The following is a 24,944-nucleotide window of genomic DNA, read 5'->3' as shown; positions in this document are numbered from 1 at the left end:
GCCCCGGGGCGGAGCGCGTCCACCCCGGGGCCATGTTGGTTGTCCTACGCGCCCTTGAGGCCCGCCAGCACCTTTTCAGGCAGGGCGGGCAACTGGCGGATGCGCACGCCGCACGCGTGGTAGATGCCGTTGATGATGGCCGCATGCGGCACGGTGAGCGGCAGTTCGCCCACGCCCGACGCGCCGAAGGGACCGTCGCCGCGCGGGGTTTCCACGTAGATCAGTTCGATGTCGTCGGGGATGTCCTTGATGTACGGAATCCCCGCGCCCGCCATGGTGGCGTGCTTCTTGAGGTCCTCGTAGTCCTCGGACAGGGCCAGGCCCACGCCCTGGGCCAGGCCGCCATACAGTTGGCCGTCGGTGACCAGCTTGTTGCAGACCTTGCCGATGTCGGCCGCCATGGTCAGCTTGTCCACGGTGGTCTTGCCGGTGGCGACCTCCACGGCCACCTCGGCCATGAACACGCCGTACATGTACGCGGTGAAGGGCTTGCCCTGGGCGTTCTCGTCGCAGTGGGTGCCCGCCGCCGTCCACGCGCCGCGATGCTTGGTGGGGATCTTCTCGTCCACCATCTCCTGGTAGGTGCGGAAGCCGCCGGGCTTGCGCATGGCTTCCACCAGGTTTTCGCAGGCCACGCGCACCGCGTTGCCGGTGACGTACTGCGAACGGCTGCCGCCCGCCGGGCCGCTGTTGGGGGCCTTGCTGGTGTCGTTGAGCACCAGGCGGATGTTCTGCGGCGCGATGCCCAGCGGACGCAACGCCTCGTGGGCGGTGCCCAGCGAGCCCATGTCCGCGCCCTGGCCGTGGTCTTCCCAGCAGTTGTAGATGGTCACGGTGCCGTCGGGGTTCAGTTCGGCGTCGCATTCCGAGGTGTCCGGCCCGTCAAGGCCGCAGCCGTACACGCCCACGGCGACGCCCACGCCCTTCTTGACCGCCGCCGTGGACCCGGCCTTGGCCTTTTCCAGCGCGGCCTTGTACTTGGGCCGCAGGATGTCGATCATTTCCGGCAGGCTGTACACTTCCGGGTCCTGCCCGGTGGGGTTGGTGTCGCCCTTGCGGTAGACGTTCCGGTAGCGCAGTTCCAGCGGGTCCATGCCCAGCTTTTCGGCCAGTTCGTCCATCAGCACTTCGGACGGGAACTCGCTTTCCGGCGCGCCGTAGCCGCGGAAGGCAGAACCCCACGCGTGGTTGGTGCACACCGTGCGGCCCTGGCCCCGGATGTTGGCGATGCCGTAGCCCGCCCCCGCGAACTGCGCGCCGCGCAGGGTCAACAGGTCGCCGAACTCGGAATACGGGCCGTGGTCCACGATCCAGTCGGTTTCCATGGCCTTGATCTTGCCCGACTTGTCGGCGGCGTAGCGCACGTTGAAGAAGAACGGCGAGCGCTTGCCGGTGTAGTTCTGCTGCTGGCGGTAGTTGTAGCGCAGGTGCACCGGACGGCCGGTGGCCATGGCCGCCACGCCCACCAGGGCTTCCATGGTGGGGCTGAACTTGTAGCCGAAGGTGCCGCCCGCCGGGTTCTGCACCATGACGATCTTTTCCGGCTCAAGGCCAAGGCCGGGGGCGATCATGTACAGGTGCAGGTGCAGGCCGATGGACTTGGAGTGGATGACCAGCCGCCCCTCGCCGTCCATGTAGGCGAAGCCCACGTCCGGCTCGATGGGCAGGTGCGGCTGGCGGCCCACGTAGTAGTCGCCTTCCACCACCACGTCGGCCCCGTCGAAGATGGGCCTGGTGTCCTCGCCCTTGGCGATGTTCTGGATGAAGTACACGTTGGGGGTGCCGGGGTGGATCTCGATGGCGTCCTCGGCCATGGCGGCCGGGGCGCTCATGTAGGCGGGCAGTTCCTCCAACTGCACCTTCACCTTTTCGGCGGCGGCGCGGGCGTGCTTTTCGCTGTCGGCGCAGACGATGGCCAGGGCATCACCGTACTGGAACACCTTCTCGTCGCACAGGATGGGCCGGTCCCAGCCGTCGCCCTTGTTGGAGGGGAAGGTGATCAGGCCGGTGATGCGGTTCTTGCCCTTGACGTCCTTGTGGGTGAGCACGCTGTGCACGCCGGGCATCTTTTGCGCTTCGGAGGTGTCGATGGACAGGATTTTGGCGTGCGACACTTCCGCCTGCACCAACGCAAGGTGCAGCGCTTCGGAGGGCAGCTTCAGGCCCAGGTCCGCACCGTAGTCGCAGGTGCCCGTTACCTTGGCAATGGCGGAGGGGCGGGGGTACTTGGTTCCCCAGATGTGGCCATCTGCGGGAATCTTGAAGCAGAGTTCGTCGGTGCTCATCTCGCCGCGCAGCACCTTGGCGGCGTCCATCACGGCATCGACCAGAGGCTTGTAGCCGGTGCAGCGACAGGCGTTGCGGTGCTTCTGGAACCAGTCGCGCACGTCGTCGCGGCTGGGGTTCCTGTTTTCTTCCAGCAACTGTCTGGCAGAGACGATGAACCCCGGCGAGCAGAAGCCGCACTGCGCGCCGCCGTGGGCCGCCCAGGCCAGTTGCAGCGGGTGCAGGCAGTCGGGGGTGCCCACGCCCTCGATGGTGGTCACCGAAGCCCCCTCGGGCAATCGGCGCATCTTGTACGCGCACGAACGCACCACCTTGCCGTCAAGGATGACGCTGCACGCGCCGCACTGCCCTTCGCCGCAGCCCACCTTGACGCCGGTGAGCAGCAGTTGTTCGCGCAGCACGTCCGCCAGCGTCGCGTCCGGATCGACGACGAGGTTGCGGGGTATGCCGTTGACGATGAAATGCTTGTTGATCATGAGCCTGGCCTCCGTGGATCTGTCCGTTGCATGTTGCGCGGGCGGGCGAACCGCCCTTTCCGTCGCGGGCGAATGCATCGCCCTTCCCTGCACGGGCGGCTTGCGCCGCCCCTCCCTTTCCGCCGGTCCGGCTCGGGGTCACGTCCCCTTGCCGAACGGGCAGGCGGGGTACCGGCATTCCTGGCAGCCGAGGCACAGGCCGCCATGGCCGAGCGCGATGATGTCCTCCCGCGTGACGGCAAGCCCGGCCAGCAGCCGGGGCGCCACGAGGTCGAAGATCGACGCCCGGTGGTACATGACACACCCGGGAAGGCCCATGACGGGCACCTCGCCGAGATACGCCAGCATGAACATGGAGCCCGGCAGCACCGGAGCCCCGTAGGCGACGACGCGCGCCCCGGCGGCCCTGATGCCCGCCGGGGTCTGGTCGTCGGGGTCCACGGACATGCCGCCGGTGACGACGACCATGTCCGCCCCTTCATCCACCAGTTCGCGGATGGCCCGGGCCGTGGCGTCGCGGTCGTCGGCCACCAGCACCTGGCGCACCACCTCGCTGCCGAGTTCCGCGAACTTGCGGCGCACCACGGGGCCGAACTTGTCCTTGATGCGACCGTGGAACACCTCGCTGCCCGTGGTCACCATGCCCACGCGGGCGCGGCGGAAGGGCAGCACGGAAACCGCCGATGCGCCGCCAAGGGCGCGTTCGGCATCGTGCAGCAACCGTTCGTGGACGATGAGGGGAATGACGCGCATGCCCGCCACCACCTGGCCCGCGCGCACCGCGCACAGGCCGTGCAGCGTGGACACGGCGAGTCCGCCCAGGCCGTTGACCCGGCCCAGGGCGGGAACATCGACGAGCAGCAGCCCGTCGTGTCCGGCGATGAGATTGACCCGCCCCTCGCATCTGGCTTCCGGGGCCACGCCGGCACCGCCGACGGCGCGCGCCAGACGCAGGGCGGCATCGTCTTCGTGCAGCTGGCCCGCGCCAAGGCGCAGGGCGTAGACGTGCTCCTTCCCCATTTGCAGAAGGAGGGGAATGTCCTCGGGGGCGATGACGTGCCCCTTGCGGAACCCCGGCCCCTTTTCCACGCCGGGGACGATGCGCGTCATGTCGTGACACAGCATCATGCCCACGGCTTCGTGGACGGGGACGACCGAAAGGCCGTGTTCGTGACCATGCATGTGCTTCTGCTCCCGTGAAGGGACAGGCAGCATTCCGGCGTTGCCGCAGTCGGTGTGGGAGCCCTCTCGGACGCAAAGAGAAGGGCATGGCCGGACTGAATATGCAGGCACTCCTAGTGTGCATATGTATCAGCCCTGACAGGTCACGGTCAACGAACAACGCGTGTTAATTCAAGCATGACAACATGTTGCAATGACTGTTCATACAACCTGCCGTTAACCGTACGGAGTATGTACGCATTCACATGCCGTAAGCACTCGCTCGCTTGCGATGGCGCCGTCTTCACGGGTCGTAATGGAACTGTCTGGGGACATGAAACAACGAAGGCAGCCTTATAGCGATGATTTTTGCCGTCATAATTACTTATAAAAACCATAAATGACACTTAAATGCGCTTTAGAGTGTCAAATCATGCGTATATATTCCGTTTGGCGCTGATTTTATTGACCTTGCCCCTAGGGGCTGTTTCTAAAGTAGGATTTTCGTTCGTTGGCAAGGAAAACAAGCCTGCCATGAGGGAGTGCCTCAGCCGTTAGGCGAGCGCGCAGCGCGAGTCTTACGGATGAGGACCGCAGAGCGCGGCAGCCGTTAGGCGAGTCTGCGAGCCTTACGGATGGCGACCGCAGCGCGTACTCTTCTCGTATTCGACCGACATGGCAGGCGAAGTTTGACCTCGTTGCGCACGATGTCCGTAGGGCTCGCAAGCTCGCCCAACGGCCACGCTTCGCGCCCTTCGGGTCGGACGCCAACGGACGAAAGGACAATTTAGATACAGCCCCTACCGCCCGATACAGACCTGCTGCGCTTGGCCCAAACTCACCATGCGGGCACGGCGCATGGCCCGGCGACCAGCCGGTTCCACCAGGCGAGCCCGCACGCGCGCGGCGGTATTCGTGTCGGAATTCACTAGTTTGAACGCGCAACCATCCGTATTTTCACCACTTCATCCTCCCGACGCAAACACATCCGCATTCCAACCAAAAACAACCAGAACAAACCGTAACAGACATCATGCCTGCCCCGCTCAGTGACAAAACCTGCGCATATGCTGCATTTAACTCACCGATTTCTATTAATATTTTCTTGTTTTCACCGCGAACCCTGTTATGGTGCCCCAAAAGATACGATGCGAAGGTGGCGTCAGGTCCATCTTCTCCGGCAGGACCAAGGGTCGTACCGGCCGCGCGAAGCCAGCAGGCACGCGCGTCCGTCCGGAAGCCTGCGGAACCGCGACGGCGTCGATTCCCGAGAACGCCCGGCGGCATCGTGTCGTCTCCCCTCCTTCGCACGGCAGGGGACGCGCGTACGGCCGCGCGCACGGATTCGCGGATGCAGCACGAAGGTCCGCCGGACCTTTCGGATTCTGTGAGGGGCTTTAACAAGGAGTGAAACATGAAAACTACGCGGCGGAGTTTTCTCAAGCTCATGGGCGTGAGCGTTGTCGGTCTCTCGCTCGGCCAGCTTGGGTTCGATCTTGCTGAAGCGCAGGCGTATGCCAGCAAGCTCAAGATCGAAGGCGCGAAGGAAGTGGGCAGCGTCTGTCCCTTCTGTTCCGTCTGTTGTCAGGTCATCGCCTATGTCAAGGACGGCAAGCTCGTTTCCACCGAAGGCGACCCCGACTTCCCGGTGAACGAAGGGGCGCTGTGCGCCAAGGGCGCGGCCCTTTTCTCCATGTACACCAACCCGCACCGCCTGACGAAGCCGCTGTACCGCGCTCCGCACAGCGACAAGTGGGTGGAGAAGGACTGGGAGTGGACCCTGAACCAGATCGCGCGCCGCGTTAAGGACGCCCGCGACAAGGACATTATCCTCAAGAACGAGAAGGGTCAGACGGTCAACCGCTTCGAATCCATTTTCATGATGGGCACCTCGCACGCCTCCAACGAGGAATGCGCCGTCATCCATCAAGCCATGCGCGGCCTGGGTGTTGTCCATATGGACCACCAGGCCCGGGTCTGACACAGTCCCACTGTTGCGGCTCTGGCAGAGTCGTTCGGTCGCGGGGCTATGACGAACCACTGGATCGATATCAAGAATACCGATGCAGTGCTCATTATCGGCAGCAATGCCGCGGAACACCATCCTGTCGCGTTCAAGTGGATCATGCGGGCCAAGGACAACGGCGCGGCGCTCATGCACGTGGACCCCAAGTTCTCCCGCACGTCCGCCCGCTGCGACTTCCACGTGCCCCTGCGTTCGGGCACGGACATCGCCTTCCTGGGCGGCATGGTGAAGTACATCCTTGACAAGGAACTCTACTTCAAGGACTACGTCTTCAACTACACCAACGCCGCCTTCGTCGTGGGCAAGGACTACGCCTTCAACGAGGGCGTCTTCAGCGGGTACGACCCCAAGACCCGCAAGTACGACCAGTCCAAGTGGGCCTTCGAGACGGGTCCCGACGGCGGCCCGGTCATCGACGAAACCCTGAAGAACGAACGGTGCGTCTTCAACCTGATGAAGAAGCACTACGAGCGCTACACGCTGAAGAACGTCTCCGACGTCACCGGCGTCTCCGAGGAAAACCTGCTGCGCGTGTACGATGCGTTCTGCGCCACCGGCAAGCCGGACAAGGCGGGCACCATCCTGTACGCCCTGGGCTGGACCCAGCACACCGTGGGCGTGCAGAACATCCGCACCTCCACCCTCATCCAGCTGCTGCTGGGCAACATCGGCGTCGCCGGGGGCGGCATCAACGCCCTGCGCGGCGAACCCAACGTGCAGGGTTCCACCGACCATGCGCTGCTGTACCACATCCTTCCCGGCTACAACGCCATGCCGGTGGCCCCGTGGCAGACCCTGGCCGACTACAACAAGGCCAACACCCCGGTCAGCAAGCTGAAGAACAGCGCCAACTGGTGGAGCAACCGGCCCAAGTACGTGGCCAGCCTGCTCAAGGGCTGGTACGGCGACGCGGCCACGCCCGAGAACGACCTCTGCTACGAATACCTGCCGAAGCTCGAACCCGGCGAGGACTACTCGTACATGTACGTCATGGACAAGATGTACCATGGCAAGATCAAGGGCGGGTTCATCTTCGGGGTCAACCCGATGAACAGCTTCTCCAACACCAACAAGATGCGGGCCGCCCTGGACAACCTGGACTGGCTGGTCTGCTCCGAACTGCACAACTCGGAAACCACGGACAACTGGCAGCGCCCCGGCGTCGATCCCAAGACCAAGAAGACCGAGGTGTTCCTGCTGCCGTCCGCCCACCGCATCGAGAAGGCGGGCACCATCAGCAACAGCGGCCGCTGGCTGCAATGGTTCGACAAGGCGGTGGAGCCGGGCGGACAGGCCCGCCACTTCGCCGACGTCTTCGTGCCGCTGGTCAACAAGATCCGCGACCTGTACCGCAAGGAAGGCGGCACCCTGCCCGATCCCCTGCTGAAGATGCACTGGACCGAAAAGTTCGACGCCGAGGAATGGACCCGCCGCATCAACGGCTTCTTCTGGGCGGACACCAAGATCGGCGACAAGGAATACAAGCGCGGCCAGCTGGTGCCCGCCTTCGCCCAGTTGAAGGACGACGGCACCACCTCGTCGCTGAACTGGGTCTACGCGGGCAGCTACACCGAGGAGGACGGCAACAAGTCCAAGCGGCGCAACGCCAGCCAGACGCCCATGCAGGCCAACATCGGCCTGTTCCCCAACTGGTCGTGGTGCTGGCCGGTGAACCGGCGCATCCTGTACAACCGCGCCTCGGTGGACCTGAACGGCAAGCCCTTCAATCCCAAGAAGGCCGTCATCGAGTGGGACGGCAGCAAGTGGATCGGCGACGTGCCGGACGGTCCGTGGCCGCCCATGGCCGACAAGGAAAAGGGCAAGCTGCCCTTCATCATGACCAAGGACGGCTACGCCCAGTTCTACGGCACCGGCCGTGTGGACGGTCCCTTCCCCGAGCACTACGAACCCGCGGAAACCCCGCTCGCCAGCCACCCGTTCTCCAAGCAGCTGTCGAGCCCGGTGTACAAGTTCCACACCTCGGACATGGACCAGATGGCCAAGGCGGCCGACCCCGACTACCCGTACGTGCTCACCACCTACAGCCTGACGGAACACTGGTGCGGCGGCGGCGAAACGCGCAACGTGCCCAACCTGCTGGAAACCGAGCCTCAGCTCTACATCGAGATGAGCCACGAGCTGGCCAAGGAAAAGGGCATCAACAACGGCGACGGCGTGATCGTGGAAAGCGCGCGCGGGCGCGTGGAGGCCATAGCCATGGTCACCGTGCGCATCCGGCCCTTCACGGTCATGGGCAAGACGGTGCATCTCGTGGGCATGCCTTTCGCCTACGGCTGGACCACGCCCAAGTGCGGTGACTCCACCAACCGCCTCACCGTCGGCGCGTACGACCCCAACACCACCATTCCCGAAAGCAAGGCTTGCCTCGTCAACTTGCGCAAGGCCGACAAGCTGACCGAAATAGCCTAACCAGAGCCGGGCGCGCCCCGTTGCGGGGCGCGCCCGTCAAGGAGCACTACGATGCCCAAGGCATTTTTAGTTGATACGACCCGATGCACGGCGTGTCGCGGTTGTCAGCTGGCCTGCAAGGAATGGCACGATCTGCCGGCCAACGAGACCAAGCAGCGCGGCTCGCACCAGAATCCGCCGGACCTCAACCCCAACAACCTCAAGATCGTCCGCTTCAACGAGCGGTTGACCAAGGAAGGCGTTGTGGTCTGGAACTTCTTTCCCGACCAGTGCCGCCACTGCGTGACGCCCGTGTGCGTGGACGTGGCGGACATGGCCCTGCCCGGCGCCATGATCAAGGACAAGAAGACCGGCGCCGTGCTGGCCACCGAAAAGTCGGCCAAGCTCAGCCCGGCCGACGCCAAGGCCGTGGCCGAAGCCTGTCCGTACAACATCCCCCGCATCGACCCCAAGACCAAGCGCATCACCAAGTGCGACATGTGCTTCGACCGCGTGTCCGCGGGCATGCAGCCCATCTGCGTGAAGACCTGCCCCACCGGCACCATGGTCTTCGGCGAGCGCGAAGAAGTGCTGGCCGTGGCGCAGAAGCGCCTCGCGGTGGCCAAGGAACGCTTCCCCAAGGCCCATCTGGTCGATATGGAGGACGTGAGCGTCATCTACCTGCTGGCGGAAGAAAAGGAACACTACTACGAGTACGCCGGTTTCATGTAGCAGCTACGCGGGCGCCCCGTGCGCCGCTTTCACCCTCTGATGGGGGCCCCGGCCCCCGGTTCTCGTGGAGCATTCATGGCCGCCAAACGCCAAAGTGTCGCGGAAACGCTGGCAGATGTCACTTCCCGCCGTCCCGTCCTCGAACCCGTGCTGCGGGCCTTCGAACCACTGCTCTCGGCCGGCCACGCGCTGGCCGGGAAACTCGCGGACCCGGTGCGCGAGGCGGGCCTGCGCCTGCCGGAACTGCAATGGGACCGCGCCCAGCAGGGGGTATCCCTGCTGGCGGGGGTTTCCCTGACCGGCATCGCCGGGCCCATGCGCCAGGCGGCGGAAGAACTGCTGCCGCTCCTGACCACCATAGAGGCGGTGGCGCCCCACGCGGATTCGCTGCGGGCGTTCTTCCTGCGTCCGGTGGAGGCCCCGGCGGAGTCCGCTGACAGCCGCGACGCCCTGGCCGAGGCCGTGGTGGCGGGCAGGTCCATCGAATCCATCGCCCGCGATGGCGGCGTGGAGCCGGACGTGCTTGCGTTCGTCACCGGCTTCGTGGTGTCTCCGGTGCTGCACGCCATGGTCGCCGCCGCCGTGCCCGAAGAAGGGGATGCCCCCTGGGACACGGGCGGGGCATGGCAGCAGGGCTACTGCCCGGTGTGCGGCGCCTTTCCCACCATCGCCTGGCTGGACAAGCCCATACTGGACGACAAGAACGCCTACCTGGCCGGCGGCGGCGGCAAGAAGCACCTGCATTGCTCCATGTGCGGCGCCGCCTGGAAGTTCCTGCGGGGGGCCTGCCCCTCGTGCGGAAAGGAGGTCAGCGGCACCATGGAAATGCTGCGCGAGACCGAGGCCGCCCGTGGCGAACGGCTGGACTGGTGCACCAAGTGCAACACCTATTGTCCCACCGTCGACCTGCGGGAACGCGAGGCCGTCCCCAACCTGGACGCCCTGGCGCTGGGCATGATGCATCTGGACATGGTGGCGGCGCGCAAGAAGTTGCGCCCGCTCAGACCATCCTTCTGGAATATGTATTGAACAGGAGCACCTTGATGAAATACCTGGTCATCTCCCTGTTTGCAGTGACCTTGCTCGTGGCCGGTGCGGCCCTGGCGGCCGACGCCGGGGATGCCGCCAAGGCCCCGAAGAAGGCCATCGAACTGAAGCACGGTACCTCCAAGCGGATGCACGTGATGTTCAACCACGCGACCCACAAGGACGTGGCGTGCGAGCAGTGTCACCACGACACGCCGGACCCCGCGAAGCCGTACGTCTCGTGCACCAACGACGACTGCCACGCCACCCCCGGCCCGCGCGAGCGCGACACCATGAGCATGTTCGTGGCCTACCACGCCAAGGACACCGACCGCTCCTGCTACGGCTGCCACAAGCAGATGGCCAAGGACCACCCCGAATTCTCGGGCTGCCGTCCCTGCCACATGAGCCCCCAGGCCAAGAAGGAAGCCGCGGCCGCCAAGAAGAAGTAGCCTCGCGGCCACGAACCGGATAACGCCCACCAGCGCCGGCCGGCCATCCGGCCGGCGCTTTCCGTGGGCTTCGGGACCGGCGGCGCGCCGTCGCGCGGGTTTCATCCCCCGCCGAGGGCTCGCGCGGATTCAATATCAACGGACCGGCCGCGTGCCGGTTTTCATCGGCCCGCGATTATGTCATGATGAACAGGTATGCTCGGGCCAACACATACCCTGCGCAGTCACGCAAACCGCGCCGGGCGTGACCCGTCCCGGTGATGTTTCCGGGACGCGGCTTTTTTCGGGCGTGGCCCTTGCCGGGCGCGCATGCCGCATGCCCCCGGAGGCTGCTTCACACCTACACGGAACACGCGCATGACCACCACTCCCCTTCGCTCCGCACCCGTCCCGCGTCCCACCGTCCGCCTGCACCTGTGGCTGGAGGAGGACGGCGAAATGGTCTTCGGCATGGGCCGGGCCATGCTGCTGCTGGCCATCGACGAGCACGGCTCGCTCAAGAAGGCGGCCGAAGCGCTGGGCATGTCGTACCGCGCCGCGTGGGGCAAGCTGAAGCAGACCGAGACCGCCCTTGGCCTGCGCCTGGTGGAGAAGGCGGGCAGCAACCGCGAGGGGTACCGCCTGACTTCCGCCGGACGCGAGGCCATGGACCGCTTTCGTGCCTGGTTCGCCACCGTGGAGCGCTGCGCCGTGGAAAGCGCGGCCACCGTGCTGCCCTGGCCGGTGCGCCAGTTCGAGGACAAGATCCGCGACGGCGAATAGCCGCCGGACGTCACCGGACGCCGCCGGTCTTGCTCTCCCTGGCCTCTCCCCGGACGCCCCCGGCCATCCGCAGCATCCCCCCGGCCCCACATCCCCCTCCACCGCCACATCCGCCGTCGCGCCCTTTTCCCGGCGGACCTCCCCCTGCCTGCCGGACTGCCGGGCTGCCGGACTTGACGATGCCCCCTTGCTGTCGCACCTAAAAGGAACGGCCCGGCATCGCCAGGCACGGACCCGCCCCCATCGCACGGCGGCGGGCTTGCCGTTCCCGGCCCTTCACACCGCACGTTCCCAGCCAAGGAGCCCCATGCACCAGCTTGTCCCCCGCGCCCTGTTCCTGCTCGTGGCGGCACTGTGCGCGAGCCTGTTCGTGTTCATCGGCGGACAGGTGCTGACCCTGTCCGACATGGCCGCGCGCATCCACCCGTTGCTGGGCCAGGCGGTGTTCTGGGGCGGCATGGCCGCCTACCTCGCCGCGCTGGGCTGGCTGGCGGCCAGCTGGTTCCTGAGGCCCCGCCCGCTGGCGCAGCCGCAGAACCCCACGCCCGAAGAACTGCGCGACTACCTGCGCCGCCTCACCGCGCGGCTGCGGAGCAATCCGCACCTGCGCGAAGGCGGCATGGCCCATCCGATGGCCGAATCCGCAGGCATGGCGGCGGCCGCCCCCCGTGCGCCCGGCGTGCCTGGCATGTCCGGCATGTCCGGCATATCCGGCACAACGGGCGAGGTGGCCGAAGCCGCCGCCCTGCTGCGTTTGCTGGACGCCGCCGCCCTGCGCGAGACCAAGCGCACCGCCTCACGCATCTTCCTGTCCACGGCCGTGGCCCGCAACGGCAGGCTGGACACGCTCATCGTACTGGTGCTGCTGGCGCGGCTGGTGTGGCGCGTCTCGTCCATCTACGACCAGCGGCCCCACCCGCGCGACATGGTGCGCCTGTACATCAACGTGGCGGGCACGGCCCTGGCGGCGGGCGCGCTGGAAGAGGCCGGACTGGAGGAACACATCCACGCCCTGCTCGGCCCGCTGCTCACGGCCTCTCCGCTGGCCTCGGTGCCGGGGGCCTCGCACGTGGGCACCCTGCTGGCAGCCGCCCTGGTGGACGGCTCCGCCAATGCCCTGCTGGCCCTGCGGGTGGGCATCGTCACCCGCAACATGCTCTCGCCCGTGCTGCCCGGCTGCCCGGCGCGCCAGAATCCCTACCGCGAATCGGCGGCCCTTCTGGGCCGCATGACCGCCGGGCTGGTGCGCGCCGTGACCAAGGCCGCCGTGGGCGGCGTGGCCTCGGGCATCCGGTCGGGCCTGGAGGGCACCGCCCGCCGCACCGCCGACGCGGTGCGCAAGGGCGCGCGCGCCACCGCGCATGGAGTGGGCGGCGTGGTGCATCTGGCGGGCGACGTGGCCACATCCGTGGCCCGGGCCATGCCCTTCCGGGCCGACGCACCGTTGGGCGCCCCGCCGGACGCCACCTTGCTAGACACCCCGCTGGATGACCATGGGGAAGGCGGCGAAGCGGCCACGTCACGTACCGGCGCCCCGCCGCACGCGCGCGCCGCCAACTCCCGGCCGCGCCCGCCCGACGAATCGCCCGCTGCATCAGGGGACACGCCCAAGCCTTCCCGCCTCGGGCGTATTCCCGATCCCCTGCGCCTGTTCCGAAAGAAATTCCGCAAGAAGCAGAGCTGACGCCCTTCTTTCCGCGCAGCGCACCCCCGTACCGGAGGACCGCATGGCCGTTGTCGTCGTCTCCGCCGCCCGGACTATCCGGACTGTCCGCATCGGCAGCGCATCCCTCGGCATCCGCGGCATCCGTCGGCAGATGCGGCGGGCCGCCGACGCTCCGCCCTCTCCCTGTGCCGACGGCGGCGGCGGCGCGGGGGCGTGGTCATGACGGCCGCACGCCCGCAAGGCCGCCCGCGCCTGCTGGTCAACGCCCGGTTCCGCGACCCGCTGGCCCCCGCCACGTTGCGCGGGGCCGACCTGCCCGACGCCATGGCCGTGGAGGGCGGGCGCATCGTGGCCGTGGGCCGCGCGGCGGAACTGGCTCCCTTCGCCGACCGGGGCTTCGTCCGCACCGACCTTGGCGGGGCCACGGTGCTGCCCGGCTTCATCGACTGCCATTCGCACCTGCTGCTCACCGGCATCATGGACCTGGGCATGGACGTTTCCGTGGCCCGCACCCTGGACGAGGTGCTCGCCATGGCGGCCGACGCCGCGCGCGACGCATCCCCCGACGAGGTGGTCTACGGCTTCCGGTTCGAGGAACTGGACCTCGCGGAACGGCGCATGCCCACCAGGGCGGAACTGGACCATGCCGCCCCCGACCGCGCCGTGCTGCTGATACACGCCACCTGTCACCGCTGCGTCATGAATTCCCGCGCGCTGAAACTGCTGGCCGTGCCACGCGGGCTGCCCGGCGCGGATACCGAAGACTCCCGCCCCGGCGGCCACCTTACCGGGGTGGTGCGCGACCCCGGCATCCTCACCTGGGTGTTTCCGGCCATGCTGCGCGGCCTGGAGCGCGGCCACCTCGACGCGGCGGCGCAGTCCGCCTCCTGGTCGGCATTGCGGCGGGGCATCACCACCGTGCACTCCATGGAGGGAGGAGAACTGACCCCCGGCTGCTCCGCCGTGCTGCTGGACAATGCCTCCCGCCTGCCGCTGCGCGTGGTGTGCTGGAACCAGAGCATGGACCTGACCGAGGTGGAACGGCTGTCCCTGCCGCGCGTGGGTGGATGCATCTGCGCCGACGGCGAACTGGACGCCCGCACCGCCGCGCTGTTCGAGCCCTATTCCGACGACCCGGACAACGACGGCGCCCTGCTGTACACCCAGCGGGAAATGAACGACTTCGTGCTGTCGGCCCATGCGCGCGGGTTGCAGGTGGCCGTGCACTGCGAATCCGAACGGGCCATCGACCAGGTGCTGCGCGCCATCGAGCGCGCCCAGCGGCTGGAGCCGCGCGCCGACTGCCGCCACCGCATCGAGCATTTCGAACTGCCCACGTGGGACCAGATCGACCGCATGGCCCGCGCCGGGGTGGTGGCCTCCATGCAGCCCGCGTTCGTGGAATCCTATTTCGGCGATGACCGCATGGCCCATCTCGCTTCGCTGTTCGGTCCGCACCGCATGCGCCGCCTGCACCCCTACCGGGCCATCCTTGACGCCGGAGTACGCGTGTGCGGCGGCTCCGACAGCCCGGTGACCGGGTACGACCCGCTGCGCGGCATGGCCTGCGCCGCGGCCCACCCCTTTGCGGAACAATCGGTGACCATGGCCGAGGCCCTGCGCATGTTCACCACCGAGGCCGCGTTTTCCACCTTCGAGGAAGCGGACAAGGGCCGCCTGGCCCCCGGCATGCTGGCCGACCTCGCGGTGCTGGGCGGCGATCCGCTGGATACGTGGAACGGAGGGGGCACGCGTGAGGACGTTGCGTCCATCCCCGTGCTGGGCGCGTGGGTGGGCGGGCGGCCCGTGGACCCGCTGGACTGACCCGGACGGCACGGACCAGTTCCGGCGAGGCTACCCGCCCGGCCTCCTTTTCTGCTGTCCGGGCGTGCCCGGTCCATTCCCCCCCGTTCGGCCCCCAGTCGCCCCCCCATTCAGCCCCCATGCCAGCATCGGGCAATGGCAGGATCAGGCAAACAAATGCGAGGAACGGGCCTCCCCATTTTGCCCTCCGCCGCCTATGCTGCCGCCATCACGACCGGCCGCGCTGCTGAAGTGGCCCGGCAGACGGCGGGCGGTTTTCCGTCGCCCGCCCACCTGCCCCCCGCTCCGGCGTTTCTCCGCTCCCCCCCCCGTCTCCACAAGACAAGAGAGGTACGCCCATGTCCGTTCCCGTCTATCTGGCGAAACTCGCAGTAAAGAATCCCTCGGACAACCGCCTGGCCAAGATCCGGCGCCTGTGCGAGGCCATGGGCCTAGCCGACCGGGTGCGCCCCCTGGGCACCACGGGCGAGGACGAGGTGGTGGCCATCAAGATGCACTTCGGCGAAACCGGCAACGACACCTACGTGCATCCCACCTTCGCCCGGCAGGTGGTGGACTGTGTGAAGGCGGCGGGGGGCCGCCCGTTCCTCACCGACACCTGCACCCTGTACAAGTCCACCCGGCACAATGCCGTGGACCACCTGGAAACCGCCTACCGCCACGGCTTCACCCCCTACGTGGTGGATGCGCCGGTGATCATCGCCGACGGCGTGACCAGCCGCTGCTACGAAGAGGTTCCCGTGAACCTCAAGCACTTCGCCTCGGTCAAGATCGCCCAGGCCTTCCGGTCCGTCAGCGCCATGGTGGTCATCTCGCACTTCAAGGGGCACGCCTTCGGCGGCTTCGGCGGGGCCATCAAGAACCTGGCCATGGGCTGCGCGCCGCAGCTCGGCAAGATCGACCAGCACGGCCGCAGCGTGGTCATCTACCCCGGCTGCATCGGCTGCGGGCAGTGCGTGAAAGCCTGCCCGCGCGACGCCCTGATGCTGAAAAAGGCCAAGAAGGGGCGCAAGGCGGTCATCGACGCGGAACGCTGCATCGGCTGCTACGAATGCGTCAGCGTGTGCAACCAGGGGGCCATCGGCGTGGGGCTGCCCACGGAATACGCGGACTTCGCCGAGCGCATGGCCGAATACGCCTACGGCGCGGTGCTGGGAAAGCAGGACCGCATCTGCTACCTAAACTTCCTGATGAACATCACCCCGCAGTGCGACTGCGCGGGCTGGTCCGACCCGGCCATCGTGCCCGACATCGGCATCCTGGCCTCCACCGACCCGGTGGCCATCGACCAGGCCTGCCACGACCTGGTCAAGGACGCGCCCAACCTGGTGCCCATCGAGGGCCACGAGATGCACAGCCACGGCTACGACAAGTTCGCCGCGCTGCGCCCGCACACGCGCGGCTGGCACCAGGTGGAGTACGCCGCCTCCATCGGCATGGGCAGCCTGGAGTACGAACTGATCACCGTGTAGCGTGCGGGCCGCAGGGAACCCCGCCCCCCTTCGGGCGCGGGCGGCGCGGCCGGGTTCAGGTCCATACGCACAGGCCACGCAAGGGCAGTCCCCGGAATCCACGGATCCGGGGGCTGTTCCGTTTCTTTCCGGCGGCGGCCCCCAATCGACGGCACCGGCAGTGAACGTGCTCTGGCCTGTCGCACCCGGGCGCGAACGTCACCGATATGCCGCGCCATCGTCACCCGGCCCGGCAGCATGACTGTTTAACCATCCAATTACGGGATATTGACGCGAAACTGCAAATGTGTGCAACATATCCTGCCCATAACAGTGCCGTTTTCCGGCCGCTCACGCGGTTGTGCGTAACGGCCACCATATTCCCGGCACTGGACGCGCCGATCCGTGCCATGCCCACCCAACCCCAAGCGACAGGGGGTCGCATTGTCCGCCATTCAACTTCTGAACGTCAGCAGGCACTGGGGCGACGTCCGCGCCGTCGACGACGTCTCCTTCGAGGTGGAACAGGGCACCATGCTGGTGCTGCTGGGGCCTTCGGGCTGCGGCAAGTCCACCACCCTGCGGCTTATCGCGGGCCTGGAATCCGTCACCTCGGGCCGCATCATGATCGGCGAGCGCGACGTCACCAACCTGCCCCCTGCCCAGCGCCAGCTGGCCATGGTCTTCCAGTCCTACGCGCTGTTCCCGCACCTTTCCGTGCGCGACAACATCCTGTTCGGGCTCACCGTGCGCAAGGTGCCGGAGGCCGAGCGCGAAAAACGCCTGGCCCGCGCCGTGGACATCCTGGGCCTGGGCGGCCTGCTGCAACGCAAGCCGGGCGAGCTTTCCGGCGGGCAGCAGCAGCGCGTGGCCCTGGGCCGCGCCCTGGTGGCCGAGGCCGCCGTGTGCCTGATGGACGAGCCGCTCTCCAACCTGGACGCCAAACTGCGCCACGAGATGCGCCGCGAAATCCGCGCCTTGCAGCAGACCCTGGGCATGACCATGGTCTACGTCACCCACGACCAGACCGAGGCCATGAGCATGGCCGACCGCATCATCCTGATGCAGGGCGGGCGCATCGTGCAGAACGCCACCCCCTCCGAGCTGTATTCGCGCCCCGCCACCACCTTCGCGGGCAACTTCATCGGCACCCCGCCCATGAACCTGGTGCGCCTGGACGACCAGCGCGGCACCGTGTGCGTGGCGGGCAGCCGTTCCGGCACGGTGAGCGTGGTGGACAGCCCGGACTACGTCCTGGGCATCCGGCCGGAGCACGTCCGCATCGCGCCCGAAGGGTGGCGCGCCGTGGTGGAAAGCGTGGAATACCTGGGGTCCAGTTCGGTGCTGGGCTGCCGCGTGGGGGGCGAGGAGCTTTCCGTGGTGGTGGACGGCGTGCCGACCATCGCCGTGGGGGCCGAGATCTACCTGCACTGCCCGGACGAGCACATCCACGTCTTCGACGCGAAAACCGGCGAACGGCGCGGCACCTGCCAATGACACGGTTCCGCGACACGACGGACACGATTTCCCCGCACGGGCGGGCCACGATCCACGACCATCATCCCCAACGCAACATCGCAGGAGGCATCACAATGGCCGGATTCAGGAAAGCGTGCACCTTGATGGCGGCGGCCCTGCTGTCGCTCACGCTGCTGGCGGGCACCGCACTGGCGGAAAAGGTGAACCTCACCTTCTACTTCCCGGTTGCCGTCGGCGGGTCCATCACCAAGATCGTGGAGGGCATGACCGACCAGTTCATGAAGGAACACCCCGACATCAAGATCACCCCGGTGTACGCGGGCATCTACCGCGAAACCCTCACCAAGGCCCTCACCGCCCTGCGCGGAGGCGAGCCGCCGCACATCGCGGTGCTGCTGTCCACCGACATGTACACCCTCATCGACGAGGACGCGGTGGTGCCCTACGACGACATCCTGAAGCCCGAGGAAATGGGCTTCGCCAAGGCGTACTTCCCCGGTTTCATGCGCAACAGCCAGACCGGCGGCAAGACCTGGGGCATTCCCTTCCAGCGCTCCACCATCGTGATGTACTGGAACAAGGAGGCCTTCAAGGCCGCCGGGCTGGACCCCGAAAAGGGCCCCGCCAACTGGAACGAACTGGTGGAAATGGGCAAGAAGCTGACCGTGCGCGACGCTTCCGGCAAGGTCACCCAGTGGGGCGTGGCCATTCCCTCCACCGGGTACGCCTACTGGATGTTCCAGGCCCTGGCCATCCAGAACGGCGTGGAACTGATGAACGCCGAAGGCACCAGGACCTACTTCGACGCCCCCAAGGCCGTCGAGGCCCTGCAATTCCTGGTGGACCTGGCCTACAAGCACGAAGTGTCGCCCAAGGGCACCATCGACTGGGCCACCACCCCGCGCGACTTCTTCGAGCGCAAGACCGCCATCATGTGGACCACCACCGGCAACCTGACCAACGTGCGCACCAACGCGCCCTTCCCCTTCGGCGTGGGCATGCTGCCCGCCAGCGAGCGCCCCGGCTCGCCCACGGGCGGCGGCAACTTCTACATCTTCAAGAAGGCCACCCCCGCCGAACGCAAGGCCGCCGTCACCTTCGTGCAGTGGATGACCAGCGCGGAACGCGCCGCCCAGTGGGGCATCGACACCGGCTACGTGGCCGTGCGCCCCGACGCCTGGGAAACCCCGGCCATGAAGGACTACGTGTCCACGTTCCCCGTGGCGGCCGTGGCCCGCGACCAGCTGGCCCACGCCGTGCCGGAACTGTCCACCCACGACAACCAGCGCGTGACCAAGGCGCTGGACGACGCCATCCAGGCCGCCGTGACCGGCTCCAAGAAGCCCGCCGACGCCCTGAAGGACGCCCAGAAGGAAGCGGAACGCATCCTGCGCCGCTACGGCAAGTAGGGGCGCACGCCCGCCGGCTGCCCTCTGGCTGCCCGCCGGCTGCCCTCTGGCTGCCCGCTGGCGGCCTGACGGGCTGACTGACGGGCAGGCCGACTGACCGAAAGCCCCGGCCGGGACGGAGCCGCGTGTTCCGCCCCGGCCGGGGACATAGTCCGCCACCCGGCCGTTCACCCTGCCGCGCGCCGTCCATCCTGCCCTCACTGTCTATTCCGCCCATTCCGCCCATTCCGGAGGTCCATCCGTGTTCCCAGCCTTCCGCAGCCCCGCCACCATGCGGACCATCCACGCCTGGCTCCTGCTGCTGCCGGCCCTGGCGTTCATCGCCGCGTTCACCCACCTTCCGGCGGTGAACACCTTCATCCACAGCTTCTTCCTGGACGGCAGGGGCGGCGCGCCCGCGCAGTTCGTGGGGCTGGAACACTACCAGTACCTGCTGGAGGACGAGGTGTTCCGCAAGGCGCTGGTGAACAACCTGCTGTTCGCCTGCGGCACCATTCCGCTGTCCATCGGCCTGGCCATGACCATGGCCTTCCTGGTCAACGCCGGGCTGGCCGGGCAGTCGGTGCTGCGGCTGTGCTACTTCGTGCCCACGGTGCTGCCCATGATCGCGGTGGCCAACATCTGGCTGTTCTTCTACACGCCGGAATACGGCCTGCTGGAACAGATTCGCGGGGCGCTGGGCCTGACCGGGGTGAACTGGCTGGGCAGCGAATCCACGGCCCTGCCCTGCGTCATCGCCGTGGCGGTGTGGAAGGACGCGGGCTTCTTCATGATCTTCTACCTCGCGGCGTTGCAGCAGATACCCCCTTCGCTGGGCGAAGCGGCCATGCTGGAGGGGGCGTCGCGCCTGTACTACTACCGCCGGGTGGTCATCCCGCTGCTGATGCCCACCACCCTGTTCGTGCTGGTGAACGCCACCATCAACGCCTTCCGCATGGTGGACCACCTGTTCGTGCTCACCCAGGGCGGCCCCAACAACGCCAGTTCGCTGCTGCTCTACTACATCTACGAAGTCAGCTTCAAATACTGGGATACCGGCTACGGAGCGGCGCTGACCATGGTGCTGCTGGGCTTCCTGGCCCTGGCCTCCATCGGCCAGTTCGGTTTCCTCGAACGCAAGGTGCACTACAGATGAGCCCGACCAACATCTACGACAGCCGGGGCCTGGCCCGCGCGCTGGACACCGCCGCCGCGTGGACCCTGGCCCTGTTGTGGGCGCTGCCGCTGCTGTACGCCGTGTGGACCGCCTTTCACCCTTCGGAATTTTCCACCCGGTTCAGCCTCACCGCGCCGCTGACGCTGGAGAACTTCCGTGCGGCGTGGAACGCGGCCCCCTTCGCCCGTTACCTGGTCAACACCGTGCTGCTGGTGACCATGGTGCTGGCCGGGCAACTGGTGCTGTGCACCCTGGCGGCCTACGCCTTCGCCAAGTACGACTTCCCCGGCAAGGGCATCCTGTTCGCGCTGGTGCTCATGCAGCTCATGATCATGCCCGACGTGCTGGTGGTGGAGAACTACCGCACCATGTCGGCCATCGGCGTGCTGGATTCCACGCTGGCCATCGGCCTGCCGTACATGGCGTCGGCCTTCGGCATCTTTCTGCTGCGCCAGACCTTCAAGAGCATCCCGAAGGAACTGGACGAGGCCGCCGCCGTGGAAGGGGCCAGCACCCTGCAAATTCTCTGGAAGGTGTACGTGCCGCTGGGCAAGCCGGTGTACCTGGCCTACGCGCTGGTTTCCATCAGCTACCACTGGAACAACTTCCTGTGGCCGCTCATCGTCACCAACACCACCAATTCACGGCCGCTCACCGTGGGCCTGCAGGTGTTCTCGTCCACCGAACAGGGGGTGGACTGGTCGATCATCACGGCGGCCACCCTGATGACCTCCGGCCCGCTGCTGATCGGCTTTCTGCTGTTCCAGCGGCAGTTCGTGCAGTCGTTCATGCGGGCGGGCATCAAGTAGGACCGGGGAACAATGGACCACGGAACAGCCATGCCGCACCTCGAAATCATTCCGCCGCATGAACTGTCCAGGCTGGCCCGCCATCAGGGCGAACCCGCCCTGGCCGCCATCCGCCGCGAATTCGTGCCCGCCGTGACCAACCCGGTGTGGCGCGGCCTGGTGGAAGAGTTCATGGAACTGGAAGAACCGCTGACGCCCTATGCCCACCCCCGGCACAAGGCGTGGAGCTTTGCCGCGTCGCCCGGATCGGGCGCGCACCACGGGCACATCGGCGGGCTGGCCCTGCACGTGTTGCAGGACCTGCGCAACGCCCGCGCCCTGGGCGACGCGCACGAGGCGCGCGGCCTGCCGCTGGACCGGGGCCTGCTGTACGCCGCCATCCTGCTGCACGACTGCCTGAAGCGCTTCGTCTACGCCTTCGACGCGGACTACGCCCTGCACAAGTCCGAGGACCCGTTCATCGCCCGCAACGAGGACCATCACTCGTGGGTGCTGCGCGAACTGGCCGCGCGCGGGGCGGACGAAGAGATCATCCTGGCCACCGCCGCCATGCACGGGCTGGACGACGTGAGCCTTGCCCAAGGGGTGAAGCCGCTGGCCGTGGTCAACCATTACCTGGACATCGGTCTGACCGGCCTCGCCATGCGGGCCGAGGACGTGCGGGCCGAGCACGCCATCGGCTTCCTGGCCGACTCGGACTGGCCCTGGAGCGGCCGCGCCCAGCAACGCACCCGCGAACTGGCCGGGGCCATGGCCCCGCACTGCGGCGTACCCGCCGGGTACATGCACCTGTACCTGGGCTCGCGCTTCAGCTTCGAGCACGTCGACGGCCTGCTGCTGCGCATGGGCAAAGAACTGGCCATGGCGCGGCTGCTGGAGAGCATGGAGCCTGACGGATAGGGAAGGCGGCCCTTCGGATTTTCACCGCGTGCCCGCGCCGTGCCGCCTCCCCGCCGCCCTCCCCGCCGACGGTTCACTGCAACCTGAACACGAACGGCACCGTGACCAGCGTATTCACGGGGGCTCCCCTGACCTTGCCGGGAATGAACCGCATCTGCCGTGCAGCCTGCAAGGCCACTTCCTCGAAATAGCCTTCGGGGGCGGCCGAGTGGACGGCGCACGCCTGCGGGTTGCCGTCCTTGTCCACCACGATGCGCACCACGACCTGGCCTTGAATGCCCTGCCGCCTGGCGCTCCGGGGGTAGTCGGGCATCACGCGCCGGGCCACGGCGGGCCGCTCGTCCACCTTGTCCGATTCGTAGGCGAGGTAGCCCGAAACATTGCGGGGGGCATACCGGGCCACGACGCGGCCCGCTTCCGGCGATGGCTCCGCCTGCGGGCGGGGATCGGCCGCTGTTTCGGGCGGGGCGGGGGGCGGCGGCGCGGGGGCTTCGGCCTGTACCGGCGGGGCATCCTGCTTCTTTTTCGGCGCGATGGTCTTCGCTTCGCGCCGGGGAGGCGGGGGAGACGGCGGGGGCGGCGGGGCGGGTTCCGCAGGAGGAGGCGGCACGGCCGGAACCTCGGGGGGCGCGGGCGCGAATTCCGCCAGACTCACCTCGTAGACGCGCTCCACGGGGCGGGGCGTGTCCTCGGCCACGGTCGCCCCGTACACCAGGACGCCCGCAAGGCCGCAATGCAGCGCCAGTGACACCATCCAGTCCCGTCCCGACATGGCTACTCCGAACCGGGGTCGCGTTCCGCGACGATTCCCAGCTTTTCTATCCCGGCCGCCCGGACGCGCCCCATCACGCCGACCACGTCGCCGTAGGCCGCGCCCTTGTCCGCCCGCAGGAAAAGCTGACGCTGCATGCGCACGACGTTGCTGCGCAGCAGCCCTTCCAGTTCTTCGGGGGCTACCCGGTACTCATCCAGAAACAGCGCTCCGGCCTTGTCCACGGTCAGGATCACGTGATCGCTGTCCGTGGGCAGCACGTCCACCATCCTGGTCTGCGGCACGTCCACCTCGAGCCCTTCGGTCATCATGGGCGCCGTGACCATGAAGATGATCAGCAGCACCAGCATGACATCGACGAACGGGGTGACGTTGATCTCGGCGACGAAACCGCCGCCGCCACCTACGGACGCGCCCATGTCACTGCCCTCCCATCCCGGCCGTGTCCAACCCCTGCGGATGGCGTTCCGCCTCGTGCTCCACGCGGTTCAGGAACATGCCCGCGAAATTGATGCATTGCGCCTCGATGTTGCCCAGCCGCGAAAGGAACGTGTTGTAGCCAAGCGTTGCGGGAATGGCCACGAACAGCCCCACCGCCGTGGCGATGAGCGCCTCCGATATGCCGGGGGCCACGGTGGCCAGGGCCGCGCTTTTCTCCGTGCCGATGTTGTGGAACGAATGCATGATGCCCCAGACCGTGCCGAACAGGCCGATGAAGGGCGCCGTGTTGGCCACCGAGGCGAGCAGCGACAGCGAGGAGGACAACCGGGCCATTTCCTCGGCGATGCCCTGCCGCAACGCCCGGCGCACGTTGTTGTTCAGCAGCCGGTCCACGTCGCCCGTCCTGGCGATGCGGTTGAACTCGCGCAGGCCGCGCAGCGCCACCGATTGCAGGGGCGAGCACGATCCGGCCCGCAGGGAATCCAGCGCCCCGGCAAGGTCGGGCGCGGCGTCGAACCGGTCTATGCCCTGCTTGTTCCGGGCATGCGCCGCCCGCAGGCAAAGCCACTTGCCGCACATGTAGGCCCAGCTCGCCAGCGACATGAACAGCAGTATCCCCAACACCGCCTTGGCCACGGGCGTTGCCTGGGCCAGGGCGTTCCACAATTGCGCGGTCATGGCAGTCTCCTTGTCTGTCGTCGGCGTGCGGGAATGTCCCCCCTTTCACGCCCGTTCAATGCACTCTTTCCGTCCGCGTGCGCGGCACCTGCGGGTTCGCGGGCGTCACGCCGCGCCGCCGGTGGCGGCATGGCGGAAACGGAAGGAACTTATCTTGACCATCCGCCGGATGTACGGCAGCCACCTGATCCACCACAGCCAGCGCCACCGGTTTCGCGGGCAATCGAAGTAGTGAAGGTCGCCCATGAATTCCAGCCGGGGGGACCACGCGCAGATGTCGCTGCCCTTGTCGATGCCCCAGGTGAATGCGGCATCGCACTTCGAAACGGCGTCATGCCGCGCGCTGCGCCCCACGTACGAACGCGACAAGGCCTCGAAGACCAGTTCGCCGCCGGGAAACGCCTCGGCCATGTCGCGCACGAGGTCGCGCAGTTCATCCGGCGGCAGGTACATGAACAGGCCCTCGGCCAGGATCAGCACCGGACGGTCGGGGGGCACCTCGGCGAACCACGCCGTGTCGAGCACGGAAACGCCCAGCATCCGGTGCCGTGCGTCCTCGTCGAAAAAACCGCGCCGCCAGGCGATGACCTCGGGCAGGTCCAGTTCGATCCACAACGCCGCGTTGTTGTCCATGCGCCGCGACCGGGCATCCAGGCCGCATCCCAGCAGGGCCACCACGCCCTGGGGATGCCTGGCCAGAAAGCGCGCCACGGCCCGGTCCAGGATGCGCGTGCGCACGGCAACGCCCGTCTGCGATATCCAGATGTTCCGGAACTTGCCGAAATCGTAGTCGATGGCATGCACCATCCGCAGCGCGTAAGGATCCTGGACGAGTCCGTCGCCGCGCAGGCTTTCCACCGCCCGCGCCCATACCGGGATGAGCAGCGTTTCGCTGACGCCGTTCAGGCTGATTCCGCCGTGTTCACCGCCGGAAAGCGACCCGGCCGGGGTGGCCGTCCGGGTTGCGTCCCTTCCGGGTCCGGAAGGCCAGGCATCCCCGGCCCCCGCCTCCATCCCGTTCTTCCGCAT

General features: G+C 67.3%; 19 protein-coding genes. 13 read left to right on the top strand and 6 right to left on the bottom strand.

All coding sequences use genetic code 11. The annotated features are described in order from the left end of the window. Positions 1 to 44: 44 nt before the first annotated feature. Entirely contained in the window at positions 45 to 2,762 is a 2,718-nt protein-coding gene (locus V6B97_RS04445; protein WP_333505286.1) for a molybdopterin-dependent aldehyde oxidoreductase, read from the bottom strand. Between the two features lie 138 nt (positions 2,763 to 2,900). After that, on the bottom strand, positions 2,901 to 3,944 hold the full coding sequence (locus tag V6B97_RS04440) for a molybdopterin-binding protein (protein WP_333505285.1): 1,044 nt from the start codon (positions 3,942 to 3,944) through the stop codon (positions 2,901 to 2,903). A 1,393-nt stretch (positions 3,945 to 5,337) separates the two neighbouring features. Between V6B97_RS04440 and fdnG the strand changes: the two genes are divergently transcribed. The 13 genes from fdnG to V6B97_RS04375 all read left to right on the top strand — a co-directional run bounded on the left by fdnG (position 5,338) and on the right by V6B97_RS04375 (position 22,024). After that, complete coding sequence (gene fdnG / locus V6B97_RS04435) at positions 5,338 to 8,379, top strand: formate dehydrogenase-N subunit alpha (protein ID WP_333505284.1); 3,042 nt, start codon at positions 5,338 to 5,340, stop codon at positions 8,377 to 8,379. A 51-nt stretch (positions 8,380 to 8,430) separates the two neighbouring features. Further along, positions 8,431 to 9,090 carry a 4Fe-4S dicluster domain-containing protein gene (locus V6B97_RS04430; protein ID WP_333505283.1) on the top strand — a complete coding sequence of 220 codons (660 nt, stop codon included), beginning with the start codon at positions 8,431 to 8,433 and terminating at the stop codon, positions 9,088 to 9,090. 75 nt (positions 9,091 to 9,165) lie between these two features. After that, positions 9,166 to 10,119, top strand: a complete 954-nt coding sequence (locus tag V6B97_RS04425) for a formate dehydrogenase accessory protein FdhE (protein WP_333505282.1) — start codon at positions 9,166 to 9,168, stop codon at positions 10,117 to 10,119. 14 nt (positions 10,120 to 10,133) lie between these two features. Continuing rightward, entirely contained in the window at positions 10,134 to 10,568 is a 435-nt protein-coding gene (locus V6B97_RS04420; protein WP_333505281.1) for a formate dehydrogenase subunit gamma cytochrome c-553, read from the top strand. A 357-nt stretch (positions 10,569 to 10,925) separates the two neighbouring features. Next, on the top strand, positions 10,926 to 11,330 hold the full coding sequence (locus V6B97_RS04415; RefSeq protein WP_333505280.1) for a winged helix-turn-helix domain-containing protein: 405 nt from the start codon (positions 10,926 to 10,928) through the stop codon (positions 11,328 to 11,330). Between the two features lie 307 nt (positions 11,331 to 11,637). Beyond that, positions 11,638 to 13,014 (top strand): DUF697 domain-containing protein, encoded by a 1,377-nt coding sequence (locus V6B97_RS04410; protein WP_333505279.1) that lies wholly within the window; start codon positions 11,638 to 11,640, stop codon positions 13,012 to 13,014. 201 nt (positions 13,015 to 13,215) lie between these two features. After that, positions 13,216 to 14,820 carry an amidohydrolase gene (locus V6B97_RS04405; protein WP_333505278.1) on the top strand — a complete coding sequence of 535 codons (1,605 nt, stop codon included), beginning with the start codon at positions 13,216 to 13,218 and terminating at the stop codon, positions 14,818 to 14,820. A 338-nt stretch (positions 14,821 to 15,158) separates the two neighbouring features. Further along, positions 15,159 to 16,292: a DUF362 domain-containing protein gene (locus V6B97_RS04400; RefSeq protein ID WP_333505277.1), complete on the top strand. Its 1,134-nt coding sequence runs from the start codon at positions 15,159 to 15,161 to the stop codon at positions 16,290 to 16,292. 423 nt (positions 16,293 to 16,715) lie between these two features. Further along, entirely contained in the window at positions 16,716 to 17,768 is a 1,053-nt protein-coding gene (locus V6B97_RS04395; RefSeq protein WP_333505276.1) for an ABC transporter ATP-binding protein, read from the top strand. Positions 17,769 to 17,863: 95 nt separating this feature from the next. Then, complete coding sequence (locus V6B97_RS04390; protein WP_333505275.1) at positions 17,864 to 19,159, top strand: ABC transporter substrate-binding protein; 1,296 nt, start codon at positions 17,864 to 17,866, stop codon at positions 19,157 to 19,159. 271 nt (positions 19,160 to 19,430) lie between these two features. Continuing rightward, positions 19,431 to 20,294 (top strand): carbohydrate ABC transporter permease, encoded by an 864-nt coding sequence (locus V6B97_RS04385; RefSeq protein WP_333505350.1) that lies wholly within the window; start codon positions 19,431 to 19,433, stop codon positions 20,292 to 20,294. Further along, entirely contained in the window at positions 20,291 to 21,124 is an 834-nt protein-coding gene (locus V6B97_RS04380) for a carbohydrate ABC transporter permease (protein WP_333505274.1), read from the top strand. The genes V6B97_RS04385 and V6B97_RS04380 overlap by 4 nt, the downstream gene beginning before the upstream one ends. Positions 21,125 to 21,154: 30 nt before the next feature. Then, on the top strand, positions 21,155 to 22,024 hold the full coding sequence (locus V6B97_RS04375; RefSeq protein WP_333505273.1) for a hypothetical protein: 870 nt from the start codon (positions 21,155 to 21,157) through the stop codon (positions 22,022 to 22,024). Positions 22,025 to 22,097: 73 nt separating this feature from the next. Here the strand turns inward: V6B97_RS04375 and V6B97_RS04370 are convergent, their stop codons facing one another. From V6B97_RS04370 to V6B97_RS04355, 4 genes are all read right to left on the bottom strand, one after another. After that, the gene (locus V6B97_RS04370; protein WP_333505272.1) at positions 22,098 to 22,796 is read right to left on the bottom strand and encodes an energy transducer TonB; all 699 of its coding nucleotides are present in this window, start codon (positions 22,794 to 22,796) and stop codon (positions 22,098 to 22,100) included. 2 nt (positions 22,797 to 22,798) lie between these two features. Continuing rightward, complete coding sequence (locus V6B97_RS04365) at positions 22,799 to 23,215, bottom strand: ExbD/TolR family protein (RefSeq protein WP_333505271.1); 417 nt, start codon at positions 23,213 to 23,215, stop codon at positions 22,799 to 22,801. A 1-nt stretch (position 23,216) separates the two neighbouring features. Continuing rightward, positions 23,217 to 23,915, bottom strand: a complete 699-nt coding sequence (locus tag V6B97_RS04360) for a MotA/TolQ/ExbB proton channel family protein (RefSeq protein WP_333505270.1) — start codon at positions 23,913 to 23,915, stop codon at positions 23,217 to 23,219. A 105-nt stretch (positions 23,916 to 24,020) separates the two neighbouring features. Beyond that, complete coding sequence (locus V6B97_RS04355) at positions 24,021 to 24,944, bottom strand: class I SAM-dependent methyltransferase (protein ID WP_333505269.1); 924 nt, start codon at positions 24,942 to 24,944, stop codon at positions 24,021 to 24,023.

It is taken from the genome of Nitratidesulfovibrio sp. 1201_IL3209 (assembly GCF_036763125.1).
GTDB lineage: Bacteria > Desulfobacterota > Desulfovibrionia > Desulfovibrionales > Desulfovibrionaceae > Cupidesulfovibrio.
The sequence above is the reverse complement of the archived record's forward strand: the minus strand, read 5'-3'. Positions and strand labels throughout refer to the sequence as shown.

Coding starts and splice junctions, on each gene's coding strand:
- V6B97_RS04400 (WP_333505277.1), top strand. CDS start 15,159: ATGTCCGTTCCCGTCTATCTGGCGAAACTCGCAGTAAAGAATCCCTCG.
- V6B97_RS04440 (WP_333505285.1), bottom strand. CDS start 3,944: ATGCATGGTCACGAACACGGCCTTTCGGTCGTCCCCGTCCACGAAGCC.
- V6B97_RS04360 (WP_333505270.1), bottom strand. CDS start 23,915: ATGACCGCGCAATTGTGGAACGCCCTGGCCCAGGCAACGCCCGTGGCC.
- V6B97_RS04365 (WP_333505271.1), bottom strand. CDS start 23,215: ATGGGCGCGTCCGTAGGTGGCGGCGGCGGTTTCGTCGCCGAGATCAAC.
- V6B97_RS04385 (WP_333505350.1), top strand. CDS start 19,431: ATGCGGACCATCCACGCCTGGCTCCTGCTGCTGCCGGCCCTGGCGTTC.
- V6B97_RS04390 (WP_333505275.1), top strand. CDS start 17,864: ATGGCCGGATTCAGGAAAGCGTGCACCTTGATGGCGGCGGCCCTGCTG.
- V6B97_RS04355 (WP_333505269.1), bottom strand. CDS start 24,944: ATGCGGAAGAACGGGATGGAGGCGGGGGCCGGGGATGCCTGGCCTTCC.
- V6B97_RS04410 (WP_333505279.1), top strand. CDS start 11,638: ATGCACCAGCTTGTCCCCCGCGCCCTGTTCCTGCTCGTGGCGGCACTG.
- V6B97_RS04380 (WP_333505274.1), top strand. CDS start 20,291: ATGAGCCCGACCAACATCTACGACAGCCGGGGCCTGGCCCGCGCGCTG.
- V6B97_RS04445 (WP_333505286.1), bottom strand. CDS start 2,762: ATGATCAACAAGCATTTCATCGTCAACGGCATACCCCGCAACCTCGTC.
- V6B97_RS04415 (WP_333505280.1), top strand. CDS start 10,926: ATGACCACCACTCCCCTTCGCTCCGCACCCGTCCCGCGTCCCACCGTC.
- V6B97_RS04425 (WP_333505282.1), top strand. CDS start 9,166: ATGGCCGCCAAACGCCAAAGTGTCGCGGAAACGCTGGCAGATGTCACT.
- V6B97_RS04420 (WP_333505281.1), top strand. CDS start 10,134: ATGAAATACCTGGTCATCTCCCTGTTTGCAGTGACCTTGCTCGTGGCC.
- V6B97_RS04370 (WP_333505272.1), bottom strand. CDS start 22,796: ATGTCGGGACGGGACTGGATGGTGTCACTGGCGCTGCATTGCGGCCTT.
- V6B97_RS04430 (WP_333505283.1), top strand. CDS start 8,431: ATGCCCAAGGCATTTTTAGTTGATACGACCCGATGCACGGCGTGTCGC.
- V6B97_RS04405 (WP_333505278.1), top strand. CDS start 13,216: ATGACGGCCGCACGCCCGCAAGGCCGCCCGCGCCTGCTGGTCAACGCC.
- V6B97_RS04375 (WP_333505273.1), top strand. CDS start 21,155: ATGCCGCACCTCGAAATCATTCCGCCGCATGAACTGTCCAGGCTGGCC.